This is a genomic window from Flavobacterium cheongpyeongense (assembly GCF_003202435.1).
In the GTDB taxonomy this organism is placed as follows: domain Bacteria; phylum Bacteroidota; class Bacteroidia; order Flavobacteriales; family Flavobacteriaceae; genus Flavobacterium; species Flavobacterium cheongpyeongense.
Genome location: NZ_QJHK01000001.1, coordinates 155,940 through 175,550, shown reverse-complemented (window position 1 = coordinate 175,550; position 19,611 = coordinate 155,940). Strand labels below are relative to the sequence as shown.

Below are 19,611 nucleotides of genomic sequence, written 5' to 3'. Positions count from 1 at the left end.
AGATGAAAAAAATAATCCTTGTAACAGTTAGTATTCTTTTATTACAACTTTCATCTTGCTCCAAACAAGATGACTCTCCGGATCCAACACCAACACCAGAAGATCCTGTAATAAAACCACAAACAGATCCATCAGTATCAAATACAATTGGTTTTTTTCTGGATAATTGGGCATCTAAAAGCTTAACATCTCCAACCAATTATACTGTTGCTGCAGTTCCCGAAGCAACAACTTCTACTGTTACTGTTGATTATGCCAATGTAATTACTAAAATCCCCAGCTCCATTTACGGAAACAATGCCAATTTATGGTCCGGAAAAATGATTACCAATACAACTCTGGTAAATGACATAAAAAATCTAAAGCCCAATATTATCAGATTTCCCGGAGGAAGCATTAGTGATGTTTATTTTTGGAATGCGCTAAATGCTCCTTCAACTGCTCCTTCAAAATTAATAAAAGCCGATGGTACTGAAGTAGAATCTGGCTTTTGGTTTGGTAAAAATGATGCTGACTGGACCATATCCTTAGATAATTATTATCAACTTTTGCAATCGACCAACAGTAAAGGAATTATTACTGTAAATTATGGTTATGCCAGATATGGAACTGGCGCAAATCCTGTTCAAGATGCTGCAAAATTAGCTGCAGACTGGGTAACTTATGATAATGGCAGAACACAATACTGGGAAATTGGAAATGAAGTTTTTGCCGATTGGGAAGCGAGTTACAGAATTAATACAGCTAATAATAAAGACGGCCAGCCTGAACTTTTAAATGGAAAGTTATATGCTGAGCATTTTAAAATAATAGCTGCTGCCATGCGTCTGGCTGCTGCTGCGGTTGGAAATTCAAATATTAAAATTGGAGCAGTTATGGTAGAAAACACTCCTGCCAGCTATTTGCCAGACTGCCATAAAACATGGAATGATAAATTGCTAAGAAACATAGATGGTAAAGCCGATTACTATATAATTCATAATTATTATACTGATTATAATACAAATGCCCCTGCTGCTGAGATTTTAGAAACTCCAAAAAAAGTAACTTCAGAAATGATGGCTTTTTGCAAAAATGAGTTATCAATAACAAACAATGAAATAAAACCTTTTGCTTTAGATGAATGGAATATCTTCTCTACAGGAAGTAAACAACAGGTTTCACATATAAACGGAATGCATGCTGTTTTGATTCTAGGTGAAGTTTTAAAAAACAAAATTGGTCTTTCAGCACGTTGGGATTTAGCAAATGGATGGTCAAACGGAGACGATCACGGAACATTCAGTAACGGAGATGAACCAAATATACCTAAAGGCACACCAAGACCAGCCTTCTATCATATGTATTATTTTCAAAAATACATGGGAGACCGCCTGATAGAAGCTACCAAAGATGCCAACGGAAATTATGAAGTATATGCATCCTCATTCTCTGACGGAAAAGTAGGCCTGGCCTTTGTAAATAAAGCGACAACTTCTATTAACATAAAAGTAAAACTTAACAATTTCCTTACCGGAAAAAGAATGTTTTGGTACACTTTGGTTGGTGATACCGATAATGGTGAGTTTTCAAGAAAAGTAATTATTAACGGAACAGGTCCAAGTTTAGTTGCAGGTGGACCAATTAATTATGCATCCTTAAAACCATTTTCAGCAGAAACAACAAAAGGAACCAATATAACATTACCAGCCCGATCATCTGTTTTTGTTGTTATTGAAAAAAAATAAATAAAATCATGAAAAATTCTATTTCAAAATTAATACTGTTTGTTTTTTGCCTCATGAATTTAAATAGCCAGGCACAAAAACAGCAACCAAGAATTACTGTAAAAGGAACCCAATTTTATAAAGGTGACAAACCCTACTCTTATATTGGAACCAATTATTGGTATGGAAGTTTACTGGCATCCAAAAAAATAGGCGACAGAAAAAGACTAACTCGGGAACTGGATTTCATGCAAAAAAACGGCATTGATAATTTACGAATTTTAGTGGGTGCCGATGGCGGAAAATATGATTTTACAGTACGTCCGGCTTTGCAGTACGAGCAGGGAAAATACGATGAGGATTTGCTGGATGCACTGGATTTTCTAATAAATGAAATGAACAAACGAAAAATGTATGCCGTTTTATACCTGACCAATAACTGGGAATGGTCGGGCGGAATGTCGCAATATTTGGAGTGGAATGGCAAAGGCGTTATTCCGGTTCCGAATATTGCTCCGAATACCTGGCCACAGTTTATGGCATACACCGAACAGTTTCATAGTTGTGAGCCTTGCATGAAAGCATTAGAAGATCATGTAAAATTTATTATGAGCAGAACAAACACCTATTCTAAAAAGAAATATACAGAAGACAATACGATTATGGCCTGGCAGGTTGGTAACGAACCTAGGCTTTTTACGGTAGAAAACGAAAAAAAATTCACCATTTGGCTGAATAATATTGTCAACTTAATGGATAGTTTAGATAAAAATCACTTAATTTCTACAGGCTCTGAAGGTTTGAACAGTTCGAACGACCAAATAGAAATCTTCGAAAGAACACATCAAAACCCTAATATTGATTATCTGACGATGCACATCTGGCCTAAAAACTGGAACTGGTTTAAAGCGGATAATGCTCAAGCTACTATTTCTGCAACTATTGAAAATGCAGGGAAATATATTGATGCGCACGTCAAAGTCGCCAATAAACTGAAACGACCTATTATCATTGAAGAATTTGGGTTACCACGAGAAAATGAAAATCTAAATGCAGGAGCGCCTTCAAATTATAGAGATCAATTTTATAATTATATTTTTGGAAGGGTTGAAGAAAGCTGTAAAAATAATGGTCCGTTGCAGGCAGCAAATTTCTGGGGTTATGGCGGAGAAGGAAAAGCAGTAAATGCAACCGGAAAATGGAATCCGGGTGAACCGTTGACAACCGACCCACCGCAAGAACCACAAGGACTGAATTCGGTTTTTAATGGTGACAAATCCACTTTGGAAATTGTAAAAAAATACAATAAACGTTTTAAGAAAAACTAATTCTTTATCTTAAACCATATCAGCTATATAAGTTCATTTAAGCAAATCTTTATAGGTTCTTACAACTTATAGTATTAAAAACATACAGCACATTATGAAAAAAATACTTTTTCTTTTTTTCTTATTATTGATCAATCTGACTTTTTCCCAGCAGAAAAAAGACTTTACTTTGGCATCGCCAAACGATAAAATAAAAATAAACATTGAAATTAGCGAAAAAATAACCTGGTCTGTATTGCATGGAAAAGATTTGATTTTGGCACCATCTTCAGTTTCAATGACACTGGATCAAAATGAAGTGTTAGGAAAAAATGATTTGCTTTTGAATTCAAAAAGAGAAAAAGTAAAGCAGACTTTTGAGTCTCCGTTTTACAAAAAAAGTACGGTCAAAAACCAGTACAATCTTTTGGTATTAAATTTCAAAAATGATTTCAGTATTGAATACCGTGCTTTTGATGACGGTGTTGCGTATCGGTTTATAACCAAAAAGAAAAAAAACATTACGGTTAAAGCTGAAGAAGTATCTTTGAATTTCGATCAGGATTACAAAACTTTAATGCCTTATGTCCGTGATTTAAGAAATCCAAAAGATCCCTATATTTCTTCTTTTGAAGCACAATACGAAAACAAAAAAATAAGTGAATTTGCTAAAGATACCTTAGCTTTTTTACCGTTTTTAATAGATTTCAAAAATCATAAAAAAGCGGTTTTCTTAGAAGCCAATCTGCAAGATTACCCAGGATTATTTGTTACGAATAATAAATCGAAGTCCGGTTTTGAAAGTCGTTTTTCTAAATATCCGTTGCAGGAAACCAACGGCGGATTCAACAATATCAACAGACTGATTACGGAGAGAGCTGATTATTTGGTGAAAACCAAAGGAACAAGGACTTTTCCGTGGAGGGCGATTGTTATCTCCGAAAATGATGCCGAATTGACCAACAACGATATGGTCCAAAAATTATCTGACCCAACCAAAATCAAAGACCTTAGCTGGATAAAGCCCGGAAAAGTTGCCTGGGACTGGTGGAACGACTGGAATATTTACAACATCGATTTTAAGGCTGGGATTAACACACAGACGTATAAATACTACATTGATTTTGCTTCTAAAAACAAAGTCGAATACGTCGTCCTGGATGAAGGCTGGAGTCTGGAAGATGATATCATGAAACACAATCCGAATGTCGATCTGGAAGCTTTGATCGCTTACGGAAAAGAGCGCAATGTAAGCATTATTTTATGGAGTTCGTGGATGGCTCTGACCAAAAACACAGCAGGCATTTTTCAGAATTATGCTGACCTGGGAATCAAAGGTTTTAAAGTTGATTTTCTGGATCGCGATGATGCCAAAATGGTAAATTCAGTTTATGATATTGCCCAAAAAGCTACTGAACATAAATTGCTTTTGGATTTCCACGGAATGTACAAACCAACCGGAATTCAGCGTACTTTCCCGAATATTTTAAATTTTGAAGGTGTAAAAGGACTGGAAAACAATAAATGGACACCAAACGATGATGTTCCGTTATATGATTGCTCGATTCCGTTTATCAGAATGATCGCAGGCCCTATGGATTATACGCCTGGTGCAATGCGTAACACTACGAAAAGCGAATTCAAACCTAGTCATTCCAATCCGGTAAGTCAGGGAACGAGATGTCACCAACTGGCACTTTACACGATTTTTGAAGCACCATTGCAAATGATGGCTGATAGTCCGACAGCTTATATGAAGGAGCAGGAAAGCACCAGTTTTATTGCTAAAATTCCAACTACGTTTGATGAAACTCTAGCTTTGGATGGTGAAGTAGGTCAATTTGTTTCTATTGCACGTAAAAAAGCTAACATTTGGTATTTAGGTGCCATTACAAACTGGAATTCCAGAGATATTACAATTGATTTCTCCTTTCTGGAAAAAGGTAAAAAATATGAAGCTGAAATTTTCTCGGATGGATTGAATGCTGATAAAGCGGCTAATGATTATAAAAGAGAAGTTATTACCGTTGATTCAACTACCAAATCAAAATACAGATTGGCTAGCGGTGGTGGAATCGCGATGATTATAAAATAAAAAATGGGACAAATTGTCCCATTTTTTTTATCTACACAAATAAAAGACACACTACTGTGCACCTCTACATTTTACATTTTACAAAATACATTTCACGATAAGATCTTCTCAATCGCATTCAGTTCATCTGGAGTAAATTCCAGATACTGCAGACACTCAATATTATTATTTAATTGTCTTACCGAACTTGCACCAATCAAAACCGATGTAATTCGTTTATCTTTCTGCAACCAGGCCAAAGCCATTTGCGCCAAAGACTGATTACGGTTTTGAGCAATTTCATTTAGCTGAATCAACTTCTGGATTCTTTCAACTGTAACCTCATCTTCTTTTAAATGCCCGTTTGGATTGTGGGCACGTGAATTTTCGGGAATTCCGTTTAGGTATTTATCCGTTAAAAGACCTTGTGCCAAAGGTGAAAAGGCAATACATCCTACTCCTTTCTCTTCCAAAACATCCAGTAATCCTTCTTCTACCCAACGTACCAGCATGGAATATTTAGCCTGATGGATTAAACACGGAGTCCCTAATTGTTTCAAGACATCAACGGCAACTCTGGTCTGCTCTGCAGAGTAATTACTGATTCCAACATATAGTGCTTTTCCACTTCTAACAGCGTAATCGAGTGCCATCATAGTTTCTTCAATTGGCGTTTCAGGATCCGGACGGTGTGAATAAAAAATATCTACATAATCAACTTTCATTCTTTTTAAACTCTGATCTAAACTCGACAGCAAATATTTACGTGAACCCCAATCTCCATAAGGGCCGTCCCACATCGTGTAACCCGCTTTGGTCGAAATGATGATCTCATCACGCAGGTTTCCCTGAAAGTTATGCCATAATATTTTTCCGAAATTAGTCTCCGCAGACCCGGGAACTGGTCCGTAATTGTTTGCCAGATCAAAATGGGTGATTCCTTTATCAAAAGCTTCCACAGCTATACTTTCTGCATTTTCAAAATTATCCACCGATCCGAAATTATGCCATAATCCTAAAGAAATTTCAGGTAACAATAACCCGCTTTTTCCACATCTGTTATATTTCATTATATTAGTTTAATAGTTGAAAGTTTAAATAGGTTTTAAAAATACAAAAAAACTCACGCAGATTTAGCCGATTTAGGAGATAAAAAATCTGCCAAATCTGCTAAATCTGCGTGAAATTATCTTTTAGTATTTCTACTTCAACTCAAAACTGCCTTCCAAACCTTTATCAGAACCTCCTCCTACTTTTAGTTTAAAAGTTCCCGGTTCTACCAGATAATTGCCGTTGTTATCATAAAAACCAAGTTCAGCATCAGTTAAAGTAAAAGTTACTGTTTTAGTTTCTCCTTTTTTTAGATTCACCAATTCAAAACCTTTTAGCTCTTCAACCGGTCTGGCGATACTGGCAAAATCATCATGAATATACAATTGAACCACTTCTTTTCCGTCGTAATTTCCGGAGTTGGTAACGGCAACACTCACCTGTACGGGCTCGCCTTTAGTAAAAGTTGTCTTATTTAGTTTTAAATTTTTATATTCGAAAGAAGTATAACTCAATCCGAAGCCAAAAGAAAACTGAGGCGTTTTTTCTACATCTGAAAAATGCGACCAAAACACGTTTTTATCGACATTTACAGGTCTTCCTGTACTGTAATTGTTGTAATAAATTGGAACCTGACCTACATTTCTAGGGAAAGAGATTGGTAATTTCCCGCTCGGGTTATAATCTCCGTATAAAACCTGTGCTACCGCGTTTCCTGTCTGAGTTCCTAACTGCCAGGCTTCTACAATTGCCGGAACATGTTCTGCTGCCCACGGAATCGTCAGCGGACGTCCATTATTGAGAACTAAAACAATATTTGGATTTACTTTGTAAATTTCTTCCAGTAATTCCTGCTGCAATCCCGGAAGATCCAAATTCGTTCTGCTGCGTCCCTCCCCACTCTGAAAACCATGCTCTCCTAAAACCATTACCACTACATCTGCGTTTTTGGCTGCCGTTTTTGCTGCTTCAAATCCGCTTTTGTCTGTAGTATTAAAAACGACTTCGTCCAAAAAAGTTGCTTTGCCAATAATCAAATCGGCACCTTTTTCAAAAACCAGCTGATTGTCTTTGTATTGCTGCATCCCTTCTAAAACCGAAACCGCCGTATTGTCTTCTGCGGCAATTCTCCAGCTTCCCAACGGACTGTTTTTATCATTTGCTAATGCTCCTATCAAAGCAATCTTTTGTCCGGATTTCTTTAGCGGAAGCAGGTTTTTGTCATTCTTTAATAAAACGATAGCCTTTTTCGCCATATCCAGAACACCATCATTATTGGCTTTATTTCCGATAGTTGCTTTTTCACGTTTTTCATCACAGTATTTGTAGGGATCATCAAACAATCCTAACTCAAATTTCACACGTAAAATCCTTCTCACGGCATCGTCTACTAAAGCTTCTTTTATTTTGCCTTCCTTTACTAATTTCGCTAATTCAGCAACATATAAATGTGATTCCATATCCATATCAGAACCTGCCGTAACCGCTTTTAGTATAGCCTCTTCACCATCTTTTGCAAAACCATGTGAAATCATTTCACGAACCGAAGCCCAGTCTGAAACCACGAAACCGTCAAATTTCCATTTACCTTTTAAAATATCCCGTTGCAAAAAAACATTTCCCGTTGCAGGGATTCCGTTAACCAGATTAAAAGAATTCATGAAGGTTCTCACACCTGCTTTTGTTGCTGCTTCAAAAGGAGGCAAAACGGTATTAAATAATTTAGAGTTGCTAATATCAACCAAATTATAATCACGCCCGGATTCCACATAACCATACGCCGCAAAGTGTTTTGCACAGGCAGCAATGGTGTTTACTTTTGCCAGATCAGCAGTTGTTTCTCCCTGAAATCCTTTTACTCTGGCAACTGCAATTTTACTACCCAGATACGGATCTTCTCCTGCACCTTCCATCACACGTCCCCAGCGGGCATCATTTGTAATATCCACATTTGGCCCAAAAGTCCAGTTAATTCCAGATGCCGAAGCTTCATCTGCCGCAATCGCAGCTGACTTTTTAATGGCCTCCAAATCCCAGCTTGCCGCTTCTGCCAACGGAATCGGACTCAGCGTTTTGTAACCGTGAATGACATCAAAACCAATAATCAGCGGAATCCCAAGTCGGGTTTCTTCCACCGCAATTTTCTGTACCGCACGAACTTCTTTCACACCGCGCACGGTGAGCATACTTCCTACCCATCCCTTTCGTAAATGTTCGTATTTCAACTCGGCATTTCCACCTTTTGGAGCAGGACCTGTCACATCCCAAAACCCGTTATATTGGTTCATCTGACCTACTTTTTCCTCTAAAGTCATTAGTGGCAGAAGCAAATCAATTCGTTGTTCAATAGTTTTATTTTTATCCAGATACGGTTTCTTCTGTGCATTCATATTTCCAGCAGTAAACAGGGCAAAAAACCCAATAATTAGTATTTTTTTATTTTTCATAGTCGTTAATAGTTTCATAATCTGGGCGTGTCCTTTGCCCGAAAAAAGGCAAGTGTCGGGCTTTCGGCTATATCTTTTGTTCCGTTTCTCTTCACAAAAGGATACCGCCTCAAATGCATTCACTGAACTCCGCTTTAAAATATAATCTAGTGAAGTAATCCCTCACGCGATTTATGGTAAACGAGAAATTTTTTATTTATAAAGTCAAAAACTTCCACAATCTTGCGTCAAAATGACAAAAAAACTACAGTTCAAAATCTTTCTTCTATGTTCTATGTTCTATGTTCCCTCATTCCGAAATAAAACAGGAAGCCGGCAAATTCGCTTTATTAAACAAATCAGACTGAATCGTATTTCCCCATGCAAATCTCACTTTGACAGGGTTCTCTACTTTTTTACTTTTTACAATTACCTGATTCTTTTTTATCGAAGCCTCTGCCGGATAAAAAGTTCCGTCGGCACCGGCTATTTCAAACTGATTTGAAGTTTTATTTTTAAAATACAATCCGTCAGCATAATCAAAAGAAATGACTGCCTGATTTTTATCAATCTTTAAATTACTAAAAAGCGGACCGTTAACCAAATTAGTATTGGTTTTATACGTATTTGTCAAAGCTAAATTTGCAAGCCGGATTCCAACTGATTTTTTATCTTTTGGATGAATATCAATCGTATCTGAAACGTCGCTAATGACAACCATCCCGGTATTGTTGACTTCTTTAAGTAATTTTCTCTGGGAATCCCTTACAATAACATTTGAAAAATTATTGCTGCCGTTTTTAAAAGGTGCAATCTGTACAAAATAAAACGGAAAATCATCCTGCCAGACTTTTCGCCATGAAGTAATCAAAGCTCCTAACGTCTTATCGTAAACCAATGAACCAACATTTGATTCGCCCTGATACCAGAGAGTTCCTGCGATTTTAAATCCGGCAAAAGGAGAAATCATAGCGTTATACGCGCGCCCCGGTTGTCTTGGTCCATATTCCTGTTCGTTTAGTTTTTTAGCATTTTCTAATAAAACAGGATCGTTTTGCACGACTTCTTCCGGCATCCAGATTTCAGCTGGTGTTCCGCCCCAATTGGATGAAATTAATCCGATGGGAACATTTTTTAAATCTTCGCGTAAACGTTTGGCAAAGAAGTATCCAACGGCACTAAAATATTTCATGGTTTCCGGAGTCGATTCAGTCCAGTTGCCTAATAAATTATTCTGTGGTGCCTTAGCAGTTAACTTTGGAACCGTAAAAAACCGAATGTTAGGATTTGCAGCATTTTTAGCTTCTTCTTCCCCATTCTCGATTCCCCAGCTTACAGACATTTCCATATTAGATTGACCGGAACAAACCCAGACTTCGCCAATCAGAATATTTTTCAGGATCACCTCATTATATCCTTTTATGGAAATCGTATAAGGGCCTCCAGCTTCGGGCGTTTTGATTTTGAGTTCCCATTGCGCCTGATTGTTTGTGGTAACTTTATATTCCTGATTGTTCCAGCTGGAAACTAATTTGATTTCCTCTTTTGGATTCGCCCAGCCCCAGATTTTGACCTCAGCATTGCGCTGCAATACCATATTATCGCCAAAAATATTCGGAAGAGAAACGTTTGCCATCATCGTACCTGAAATCAGAGAAAAAACAAACTTAAAAATATTATTTTTCATTTAGCAGCTTTTTTAAAAACGAACCATATTCGGCAGCCATAATTTTGTGCTCTTCAATATTCGGATGTCCGGAACATCCGCTTGGTGTCATAGGCTTAAATTTGAAAATCAGAATTGGTTTGTGTGATTTATCAGCATCAAATTCGGCTTTTATTTTATTCAGGCAATCTTCAAAAATCACCGCTTTTTCGCCACTTACCATTGGACTGTTGGTCAGAACCAACTGCGCATTTGGATTATGCTGATACAGCATTTTTATAAAATTAATGTAGTTTGCAACGTACTTTTCAGGATTAAAAGGCAGTCGCTCTTTTTTACTGTCACCATTCGAAAAATCATTAGTTCCTATGGCAATACTTATAATGTCCGGCTGAAAAGCAAAATCATATTTAGGTTTGGAACTGTCTTTTTTGAGATAAAGATTTTCATAAACTGCAGGCATAATGGGCACTTCAGGACCTTCATCGTTCCAGTTACGGTAAATCCCGATTCCGGAAACCGAACTCAGCAAATAATCCACACCTATATTTCTGGAAAGAATTGGGCCGTAAGCATAAAACCCGTTGTGATGATCAAAATATTCGCCCTGCTCACACGGAATTTCTGACGGATCATTTGCAGCCCCGCTGGTAATTGAGTCTCCGATAAACTCGATTTTCTTTTTCTTTTTGGATGTAATCGAAGTCAGCTTTGCCGTAGTCCCCAGAAAAACAACATTTCCCATAGAGGCTTCAGTACCTTTATAAATCTTCAGATTATGCACTTTTTTAGCAGAAGTTATTTTTATCGGAAAAGACTGCGGAACTCCTTTCTGAACGGTATATTTTCTAATGTATTTTCCATCCAGTTCAAAAACAACATAATTATGATGTTCCCAGGAATCGATACTTTGAAGAGAAACCGTACATTCATTTCCGGTAAAATTAAATGAAACAGAAGCTGCGGTGCCAATTAACACTGCTTTATTATCTTCCAGCACATCTACTCTTCCGGCATATAAAAAGTTTCTTTCTTTAGTTTGTGAAATCGACATTACCGAAATCAGTAAAAACAAAATTAAAAGTGGTTTTTTTTTGATAAACATAATTTATTCGTTAAAATATAAATACATTTCACAAATATATCCGATTTACCTTTTACAAAAAGATACTAAAATATCAAAAAGCAATAAAAAAACACCAAAAACGTTTTTCAGCTTCAATCCTCTTTTGATATTCTGAACAAACGCTTTACCTTTACAAACTTATGTTTTATCCGCCCATCAAATGAAAACTACTTACCCTGTTCTGATTTTTTTGTTTACCATTTTGTTTTCTTCTTTTACTTTGAAAAAAGAGAACAAAACCCAATCAGATCCTGTTAAAAAAATACAGTCTGCAATTGAGCGGGATTCTGTTATTTCTTATGCAAAACAATATTTAGGGACACGATATTTATATGCCAGCAGCAATCCCAATAAAGGATTTGACTGTTCCGGATTTGTCTATTATGTTTTTCATAATTTTGGATTAACCTTACCAAGAAGTTCAAGCGGCTATAAAAATGTAGGCAAGGCCCTAAAACCCGAAGATTTTAAGGTGGGAGATGTTTTGGTTTTTTATGGTTACAAAGACCGAAATATAATAGGACACGTTGGGATCATCTGCGAAGCAAACGGAATGAATTCAAAATTCATACATGCCTCATCCGGAAAAGCACAAAAAGTCACCATCACAGCACTTGACGAAGAGCATTATACAAAACGTTTTTATAAATGTGTTGATATTTTGTCTGAATAAGTCTTTATTTTGAATGTCAATTCAATTCTGGATTTATTATAAATCATTTAGATTGGAATTTCTAAAAGTTTATTCTTCTGTCAATAATTTTATCAGACTTTCATCTTTCTTGTAAATATCTTTATAAAAATTTAGCTGCCCCTCCCGATCAACCCAGGCAGTAAAATAACCAATATAAACCGGGACTTTTTTCTTCAAAGTATACCAGCTTTCTTTTCCTGAATGCATGGCTTTATCAATTTTAGCAGGTGTCCATTTCGGATCTGCTTTCAACAACTCTATAGCCAGTTCACGTGGTTTTGCTACACGAACACAACCGTGGCTAAAAGCCCTGCTTTCTCTTTCGAACAAACTTTTTGCAGGCGTATCATGCAAATAGATGTTACTGGAATTTGGAAATAAAAATTTGACCAGCCCCAGTGAATTATTCTTTCCCGGAAGTTGTCGGACTGCTCCGTTATTCCATTCCAGATTTTTCTTTGCCAGGTAGTTTTTATCTTTGTCCATTCCGGGTTTAATTTCACTTTTGATGATACTTGGCGGAACATTCCAATACGGACTAAAAACAATATTATTCATCATTCCGCTGAAGACAACTGTTTTAGTCATCGCTTTCCCTACAACCACAGGCGACACAAAAGCAATTTTACCATCTTCTATAATGTACAATTTAAATTCAGGAATATTAACTTCAATATATTTTTTGCCTTTTTCGAGTTCAGGATCAATCCATCGGCAACGCTCCATATTGGCAATTATGGTTTTAATCCTTTCAGAAACCGGAATATTCAAATCATTAATATGCTCTAATAAAATAGCATTCTTTGGTGCATAACCATGACGCAATTCATAGTTTTTAACCGCTTTCATCAAAACCGAATCACAAACAGCACTTTTATTATCTTTTTTAATGTCTCCTGTTACAAAAAGCCTTTCCCTGATTTGACCAATTATTGCAGAAGAATCTCCTAATTTTAGATCTTTATAATCTTCTCCAGCTTCAATGGTCTTCCAGCCTCCATTTTTTTCAATGTCTCTATATTGATGAAGCGCATCACGAAGTTTGTAATACTGACTGAACATTTTACTCTTTCTGTCATCACTTATCGTTGATTTTTCAAAAATAGAATCAGATAAAACCTGATAATTGAGTTTTTTTCGCGGAAGCAGCCATTCTAATGAAATCGAGGTTTTTTCGTCAAAACCTCTGTAAACTTTCTCTGCATAATAGAAATACAAATTGGTAATCATTAAATCTGTATTAATTTTTGAAAGTTTGTTGACCGTATTGTTCTCAAAGATGTGATTGATCTCCTTGTACGGGAAATTGGCTTTCAGACCTTCGTTTTCGAGACCTTTATATTTGTCATACAATGTATTTCCAAATTCCACCACCCCCTTATTGTCAAGCCATAATTGTGTAGATTGTCTTTTAAGGTATAAAGAAAAAACCTCATCCTGAAAATTTTTCAATTTGGGATACGTTTTGTAAAACCCGGCAATCGCCAGACTGTCAATCGAAAGTTTTAATTCCGGAATGACAACCTCGACTTTTTTTGGGCTTTCTTCTTTTTTATCACCTTTAGAATTACAGGAAACAACAATAAAAAGAAATATAATAACAGCAAAACGGTACCAAATTTTCATAATCAATTTTTGAATAAAATTAGAAAAGTTTTGGTAAAAACAAATTCATTACAAAAACAAACTTGAAGAAAAAAAAACTCCGGACACATGACACGTCCGGAGTTTTCCACCTTTATATAATCAACTTTATTTTAAATAACAGTTCCTTTTAAAGTAAGGATTTTTGGAGTCGTTTCGGCACTTGTTGTAACCGTAACAGTTTTTGTAAAAGCGCCTTTATTTGCTGCATTGTACGTTGCTGTTACCTTTGCAGATTTTCCGGGAAGAATTGGTTCTTTAGTATAATCTGTGGCCGTACATCCGCAGGAGCCTTGTACATTTGTAATTATGACAGCTGTTTTTCCCGTATTTTTAAATTCGTAAACAATCGCTTTTGGCGTTCCTTGTGGAATTTGACCTACATCAATTGTTTCCGCTTTCCACACAATTGCAGAAGCGTCAAGCTTAGTTTCTACTTTTGATGCAATTACTTTTAAAGGTGTAATCGCTGAAAAAGACATTAATCCTAAGGCTAAAGCCAGCATAGCTATCTTGATATTTTTCATCGTTATTATTTTTAAATGGTTTATAGTTAAATTTTATATTTCAAAAGTACTTTACCTTAAATCAATTTGCTGTTAAGCGGTTTCAAATGTTTGTTAATGACTTGTTAAGTGCTGTTTTTAATTCTAAATTTGATTAATATTACATTGCTAAAACCCTGTTTTCTTGAAAATAAACAAACTCAACAGCATCATTATTTTAGGATTAATTGCCATAATCGGCATATTGGTAGCACAATTGCTGTGGACAAAAGAAGCCTTTGCCCTGGAACAAAAAAAGCTGAGCCAAAAAACGCATATCGCTTTATTGGAGGTGGCAAAAAAATTATACGAAGGCACCAATCATGAACTGCCAGCGCAGAATCCGGTGCAAAAAATTGCCAATGATTATTATATTGTCAACATCGATAACGATTTTGAACCTGATATTCTGGAGTTTTATTTGAAAAATGAATTCAGAAAAATGAATATCACCACCGATTTTGAATATGCAATGTACAATTGCCAGAGCGATGAAATGATTTACGGAAATTATATTTCATTATCAGATAAAGGAAAAGCAAAACAATCGGTTTATTTTCCCAAACATAAAAACCTGATCTATTATTTTGCCGTTCGTTTCCCACACGAAACTACCTATTTGTTCAGTTCCATGCGGTTTTGGTTTGTACTGTCAATCGTTTTGATTTTTATTTTATTGATTTATGTCTATTCGATTCTAACACTTTTGCAACAAAAAAAATATTCGGAGTTGCAGCGTGATTTCATCAATAATATGACACATGAATTTAAAACACCTTTGTCTTCGATTTTAATTGCTTCAAAATATTTAATCGGACAGGATAAAATAAAAGAAGATAAAAAACTTCATACTTATACTGATATTATCATCAACCAAGGTCACAAATTAAACAATCACATTGAGCAAATTTTAACTATTGCCAAATCTGATTATACACCATTAGAATTAAAAAAAGAAACTATTTTTATTATCCCTGTAATTGAGGAAACAATTGAAAACATTCAGTTAAAATATCCGGAAGCTTCGATTAAAATCAAAACCGGTTATGAGAATTATCAAATAGAAACTGATGCTTTTCATTTTGCAAATCTGGTTTATAATTTACTGGACAATGGGGTAAAATACTGCAATGAAAAGCCTGAAATTACGATTCGTATTTTTACAGAAAACCAACTTTTAAAATTGGCTTTTGAAGACAACGGAATCGGAATTTCATCTAAAAATATTTCCTTTATTTTTGATAAATTTTACCGGATCCAAAACGAAAAAAGCAATGAAGTAAACGGTTTTGGATTAGGCCTGTATTATGTAAAAAATATTTGCAACCTGCAGCACTGGAAGATTTCGGCAACCCAAAATCCTGAAAAAGGTATCACTATAACTTTGTCAATACCATACCCAAATGAGTAATTTTAAAATTCTTTACACCGAAGACGATGAAACACTGGCTTTTTTAACCAAAGATAATCTGGAGCAAAACAACTATGAGGTACTTCATTGCCCTGATGGAAAATCAGGTTTGGAAAGCTTTAAAAATAATGATTTTGATATTTGTATTTTTGACATAATGATGCCTAAAATGGATGGCTTTGAATTGGCAACAGAAATTAGAAAACTCAATACTGATATTCCGATTATTTTTCTTTCGGCCAAAACTTTAAAAGAAGACCGGATTAAAGGATTGCGTTTAGGTGCCGACGATTATCTGGTAAAGCCCTTTAGTATTGAGGAATTGATCCTGAAAATTGAGGTTTTTCTAAAACGCTCACAGAAAAACAGCAAACCCCAAAAATCAATTTACGAAATAGGCAAATATCAGTTTGATGCCAAAAATTTTATTCTTTTTAATGATACAGAAAAGATTGGACTCACCCAACGTGAAGCCGAATTATTGAAATTGTTTCTGGAAAATAAAAATTCTGTCCTGAAAAGAGAGCAGATTTTAACCGCACTTTGGGGCACTGACGATTATTTTATGGGAAGAAGTTTAGATGTCTTTATTTCGCGTCTACGTAAAATCCTAGCAAATGAAAAAGGAATTTCGATAGAAAATTTACACGGAATCGGATTTCGATTTGTGATTGAATAGCTTACAAACATCGTTTTATCAATTCAGACAGATGAGGAATCTCTGCAATACTATTCCGTACAACAAGAAACTTCAACAAATCTTTATCAAGCTTCTTACAGAAATTCCTCATTCTTCGGAATAACAAACTACTCTTTAAGTCGAATAATTAAGTGTGAAAATTTCTTTAAAATTGATAATTTAAAATAACAATTCAATTAAAAACAAAGAATATTCTGTAAATATAATTTGAAAAAATCATTGTACTTTTAAATTCTAATTTATGTCAGATTATGAAACTGCATCATTTGCGAAACGCAACATTAGTCATTGAAACAGAAAAGCATGTTATTTTAATTGACCCCATGTTAGGGAAAAGGAAAACTATAGCTCCTTTTACTCTTTTTCGCTATAATCCAAAAAGAAATCCGCTTACTGCACTTCCAAAAAACAGCAGGGAAATTTTAAGTAAAGTCACACATTGTCTGATAACGCATTTGCATCCGGATCATCTGGACAAAGCCGCTGAAGTTTTTCTAAAAAGAAAATCAATTCCGGTAATCTGCAGCATAAAAGATGAAAAAAAGATTACACAGCGTGGTTTAACTGTCGTACAAACTTTGGATTACTGGCAGCCTCAAAATTTTCTGGACGGAAAAATCACGGGTATTCCTGCTGTACACGGATATGGCTTTATCGCCAAATTAATGGGAAATGTAATGGGCTTTTTTATTGAGTTACTTAACGAAAAAACAGTTTACATCAGCGCTGATACTATTTTCACAAAAGATACCGAAAAAGTCCTGACCGAATTCAAACCTGACATTGCAACTGTTGCCTGCGGTACAGCAAGATTAGATTTTGGGCAGCCTTTACTGATGAGAATGAATGACATTCTGAAATTTACTGCCCTGGCACCCGGAAAAGTTTTTGCCAATCATCTTGAAGCTCTAAATCATTGCCCGACGAAAAGGGAAGAGTTAAAAAAAGCTTTAGCCGAAAATAATCTCTTATCAAAAACTACTGTTCCTAATGATGGGGAATGTGTGGAGTATTGATCATAAAACTAGTAAACCAAATTCACGTAGTGTATTGACAGGTTTAGAATACCAAAACAATTCAAAATCTTCTAAAGAAGTCTCGAAATCAGTTTTTACTTCTTGAAAAGTGTAATTTTTAGTTTCTGAAACCGAAATTTTATTCAGAATTGAAATTAGCCAATTGCCTTCATCTTTACTCGTCTGAATAGTAAAACTTTCTTTTTTATCATGAAAAGTCAGCGACATCATTTCCCAGCTTTTTCCTTTTTTTGATTTTGTAAAGGTTTCTGCCAAAGGTTTTCCGCCTAACCAGACTACTTTTGCGTTTGGTTTGGTATTGAAATCGCTTTGTTCTTCTAAAGCATTAAAAATAAAATCAGGATGGATTTTTGTCTTCGGAATTTTAAAGTCAAACCAATCCTGCAATTCGTAATCAAAACAGATTCCGTGCATGAAATTGAAAAGTGATTTTTTTAATCCAAAACTAAATTTATCATGATTAATTCCTGTTGAATCGGTATAATCAATGTCGTTATTGGCAAAAGTTCCGATAATCTCTGTTTTTTTGGTCACGCCAAATTGCTCCGGATATAACCCAACGGGACTATGAGCCGTAAGCGCAAACTGGTGCCAAAATCCGGATTGCAAAACTCCGGCTTCAAACAACTGACGTACCATTTCCAGACTATCAACCGTTTCCTGAATCGTTTGTGTTGGATATCCGTACATTAAATAGGCATGCACCATGATTCCGGCTTCCGTAAAATTTCGGGTTACTTTGGCAACTTGTTCTACCGTTACTCCTTTATCAATCAGTTTCAGTAATCGGTCTGAAGCCACTTCCAAACCTCCTGAAACGGCAATACAGCCTGAAGCCTTCAATAATAAACATAAATCTTTTGAAAAGCTTTTTTCGAATCGAATGTTTGTCCACCACGTTACAGCCAGTTTTCTTTTTAAGATTTCAAGCGCCAAAGCACGCATCAAGGCTGGCGGAGCCGCTTCATCAACAAAATGAAAGCCATTCTGACCCGTTTGCAACATCATATCTTCCATTCGATCGCAAAGCAAATTGGCTGCAACCGGTTCGTAAACCTTTATATAATCTAACGAAATATCACAAAATGTACATTTTCCCCAATAACAGCCATGAGCCATAGTGAGTTTGTTCCAGCGTCCGTCGCTCCACATTCGGTGCATTGGATTTACGATTTCTATAACCGAAATGTATTTATCCAAAGGTAGATCTGAATAATCTGGTGTCCCAACCTGAGATTGTTTATAATCGTGTTTTAAAGAATTATTTTTATAGACCACTTCTCCATTTTCTAATAAAAATGTTCTTTTGTATGAATTGTAATCCGGATTTTCAATACTCGCAATCAATTCTTCAATTGGAACTTCGCCATCATCCAAAGTAATGAAATCGAAAAATTCAAAAACACGCTTATCTGACAGAGATCTTAATTCGGTATTTGGGAAACCGCCTCCCATCGAAATTTTAATTTCAGGATGGTTTTGTTTTACCCATTGCGCGCATCGAAACGCGCTGTATAAATTCCCCGGAAAAGGAACAGAAATTAAAAAAAATGTCGGTTTTACAGCTTCAATTTTAGCTTTTAAAAGTAAAATTAAAATCGAATCAATATAAGTCGGTTCTTTTTGTAAAGCTTCGTATAATTCATCAAAAGAATTGGCGCTTCTTCCTAACCGCTCTGCATATCGGCTAAAGCCAAAATTTTCATCCACACATTCCACGATAAAATCCGAAATATCTTCGAGATACAAAGTCGCCAGGTGTTTCGCTTTATCCTGAGTTCCCATAGTTCCAAAAGCCCAATCGAGTTCTTCCAGCTGTGCAAAACGAGAGGCCTCGGGAAGAAAATCTTCCTGACAAATTTGTAACGCCAATGTTGGATTTTTTCCTTGTAAAAACTGAATAACAGCATCTATGGTTTTGATGTATTCGTCCTGTAAAGCAAAAATGCGTTTAGAATTATCTGAAACTTCTTGATTAGAAACTTCAAACCTGAAACTTGAAACTTCAAACAAATCAATTAGCCCTTTTTTCGAAAACAGTTCTAAAATCACATCAATACCCAAATCTGCCTGAACAGATTCTATATTTTTCGTATTCAGGAAACCTTTTATATAAGCGGTTGCCGGATACGGTGTATTCAGTTGGGTAAAGGGTGGTGTGATTAGAAAGAGTTTGGTTTTCAAAAGGAATTATTTTTCTGCAAAAATACGGGATATTTATTTTG

General features: G+C 35.8%; 14 protein-coding genes. 7 read left to right on the top strand and 7 right to left on the bottom strand.

The window, feature by feature from the left end; genetic code table 11:
* Positions 1 to 2 precede the first annotated feature (2 nt).
* The 3 genes from DMB65_RS00785 to DMB65_RS00775 all read left to right on the top strand — a co-directional run bounded on the left by DMB65_RS00785 (position 3) and on the right by DMB65_RS00775 (position 5,108).
* Entirely contained in the window at positions 3 to 1,727 is a 1,725-nt protein-coding gene (locus DMB65_RS00785; protein ID WP_110304771.1) for an alpha-L-arabinofuranosidase, read from the top strand.
* An 8-nt stretch (positions 1,728 to 1,735) separates the two neighbouring features.
* Positions 1,736 to 3,034 (top strand): glycoside hydrolase 5 family protein, encoded by a 1,299-nt coding sequence (locus DMB65_RS00780; protein WP_110304770.1) that lies wholly within the window; start codon positions 1,736 to 1,738, stop codon positions 3,032 to 3,034.
* A gap of 94 nt (positions 3,035 to 3,128) precedes the next feature.
* Positions 3,129 to 5,108, top strand: coding sequence for a glycoside hydrolase family 97 protein (locus DMB65_RS00775; RefSeq protein WP_110304769.1), 1,980 nt, complete (start codon positions 3,129 to 3,131; stop codon positions 5,106 to 5,108).
* Positions 5,109 to 5,200: 92 nt separating this feature from the next.
* On the opposite strand, the gene DMB65_RS00770 is transcribed toward DMB65_RS00775, so the two are convergent.
* From DMB65_RS00770 to DMB65_RS00755, 4 genes are all read right to left on the bottom strand, one after another.
* Positions 5,201 to 6,157 carry an aldo/keto reductase gene (locus tag DMB65_RS00770; RefSeq protein WP_110304768.1) on the bottom strand — a complete coding sequence of 319 codons (957 nt, stop codon included), beginning with the start codon at positions 6,155 to 6,157 and terminating at the stop codon, positions 5,201 to 5,203.
* Positions 6,158 to 6,289: 132 nt separating this feature from the next.
* A complete protein-coding gene (bglX, locus tag DMB65_RS00765) occupies positions 6,290 to 8,584 on the bottom strand; it encodes a beta-glucosidase BglX (protein WP_110305042.1) in 2,295 nt (764 codons plus the stop codon).
* A 289-nt stretch (positions 8,585 to 8,873) separates the two neighbouring features.
* Positions 8,874 to 10,250 carry a sialate O-acetylesterase gene (locus tag DMB65_RS00760; RefSeq protein ID WP_110304767.1) on the bottom strand — a complete coding sequence of 459 codons (1,377 nt, stop codon included), beginning with the start codon at positions 10,248 to 10,250 and terminating at the stop codon, positions 8,874 to 8,876.
* Entirely contained in the window at positions 10,240 to 11,334 is a 1,095-nt protein-coding gene (locus tag DMB65_RS00755) for an SGNH/GDSL hydrolase family protein (protein WP_110304766.1), read from the bottom strand. Before DMB65_RS00755 ends, DMB65_RS00760 begins: the two co-directional genes overlap by 11 nt.
* A gap of 181 nt (positions 11,335 to 11,515) precedes the next feature.
* Here DMB65_RS00755 and DMB65_RS00750 point away from each other — a divergent pair, with 181 nt between their 5' ends.
* The gene (locus tag DMB65_RS00750) at positions 11,516 to 12,028 is read left to right on the top strand and encodes a C40 family peptidase (protein WP_110304765.1); all 513 of its coding nucleotides are present in this window, start codon (positions 11,516 to 11,518) and stop codon (positions 12,026 to 12,028) included.
* A 69-nt stretch (positions 12,029 to 12,097) separates the two neighbouring features.
* Here DMB65_RS00750 and DMB65_RS00745 read toward each other — a convergent pair whose 3' ends face one another.
* Both DMB65_RS00745 and DMB65_RS00740 read right to left on the bottom strand, forming a co-directional pair.
* On the bottom strand, positions 12,098 to 13,675 hold the full coding sequence (locus DMB65_RS00745; protein WP_110304764.1) for a L,D-transpeptidase family protein: 1,578 nt from the start codon (positions 13,673 to 13,675) through the stop codon (positions 12,098 to 12,100).
* Between the two features lie 131 nt (positions 13,676 to 13,806).
* A complete protein-coding gene (locus tag DMB65_RS00740; protein WP_110304763.1) occupies positions 13,807 to 14,220 on the bottom strand; it encodes a DUF1573 domain-containing protein in 414 nt (137 codons plus the stop codon).
* A 163-nt stretch (positions 14,221 to 14,383) separates the two neighbouring features.
* On the opposite strand from DMB65_RS00740, the gene DMB65_RS00735 reads away from it, so the two are divergent.
* The 3 genes from DMB65_RS00735 (at position 14,384) to DMB65_RS00725 (ending at position 17,365) form a co-directional block, all read left to right on the top strand.
* A complete protein-coding gene (locus DMB65_RS00735) occupies positions 14,384 to 15,649 on the top strand; it encodes a sensor histidine kinase (protein ID WP_110304762.1) in 1,266 nt (421 codons plus the stop codon).
* The gene (locus tag DMB65_RS00730; RefSeq protein ID WP_110304761.1) at positions 15,642 to 16,328 is read left to right on the top strand and encodes a response regulator transcription factor; all 687 of its coding nucleotides are present in this window, start codon (positions 15,642 to 15,644) and stop codon (positions 16,326 to 16,328) included. Before DMB65_RS00735 ends, DMB65_RS00730 begins: the two co-directional genes overlap by 8 nt.
* Positions 16,329 to 16,600: 272 nt before the next feature.
* A complete protein-coding gene (locus tag DMB65_RS00725; protein WP_110304760.1) occupies positions 16,601 to 17,365 on the top strand; it encodes an MBL fold metallo-hydrolase in 765 nt (254 codons plus the stop codon).
* Here DMB65_RS00725 and DMB65_RS00720 read toward each other — a convergent pair whose 3' ends face one another.
* Complete coding sequence (locus DMB65_RS00720) at positions 17,366 to 19,570, bottom strand: B12-binding domain-containing radical SAM protein (RefSeq protein ID WP_110304759.1); 2,205 nt, start codon at positions 19,568 to 19,570, stop codon at positions 17,366 to 17,368.
* Positions 19,571 to 19,611 lie beyond the last annotated feature (41 nt).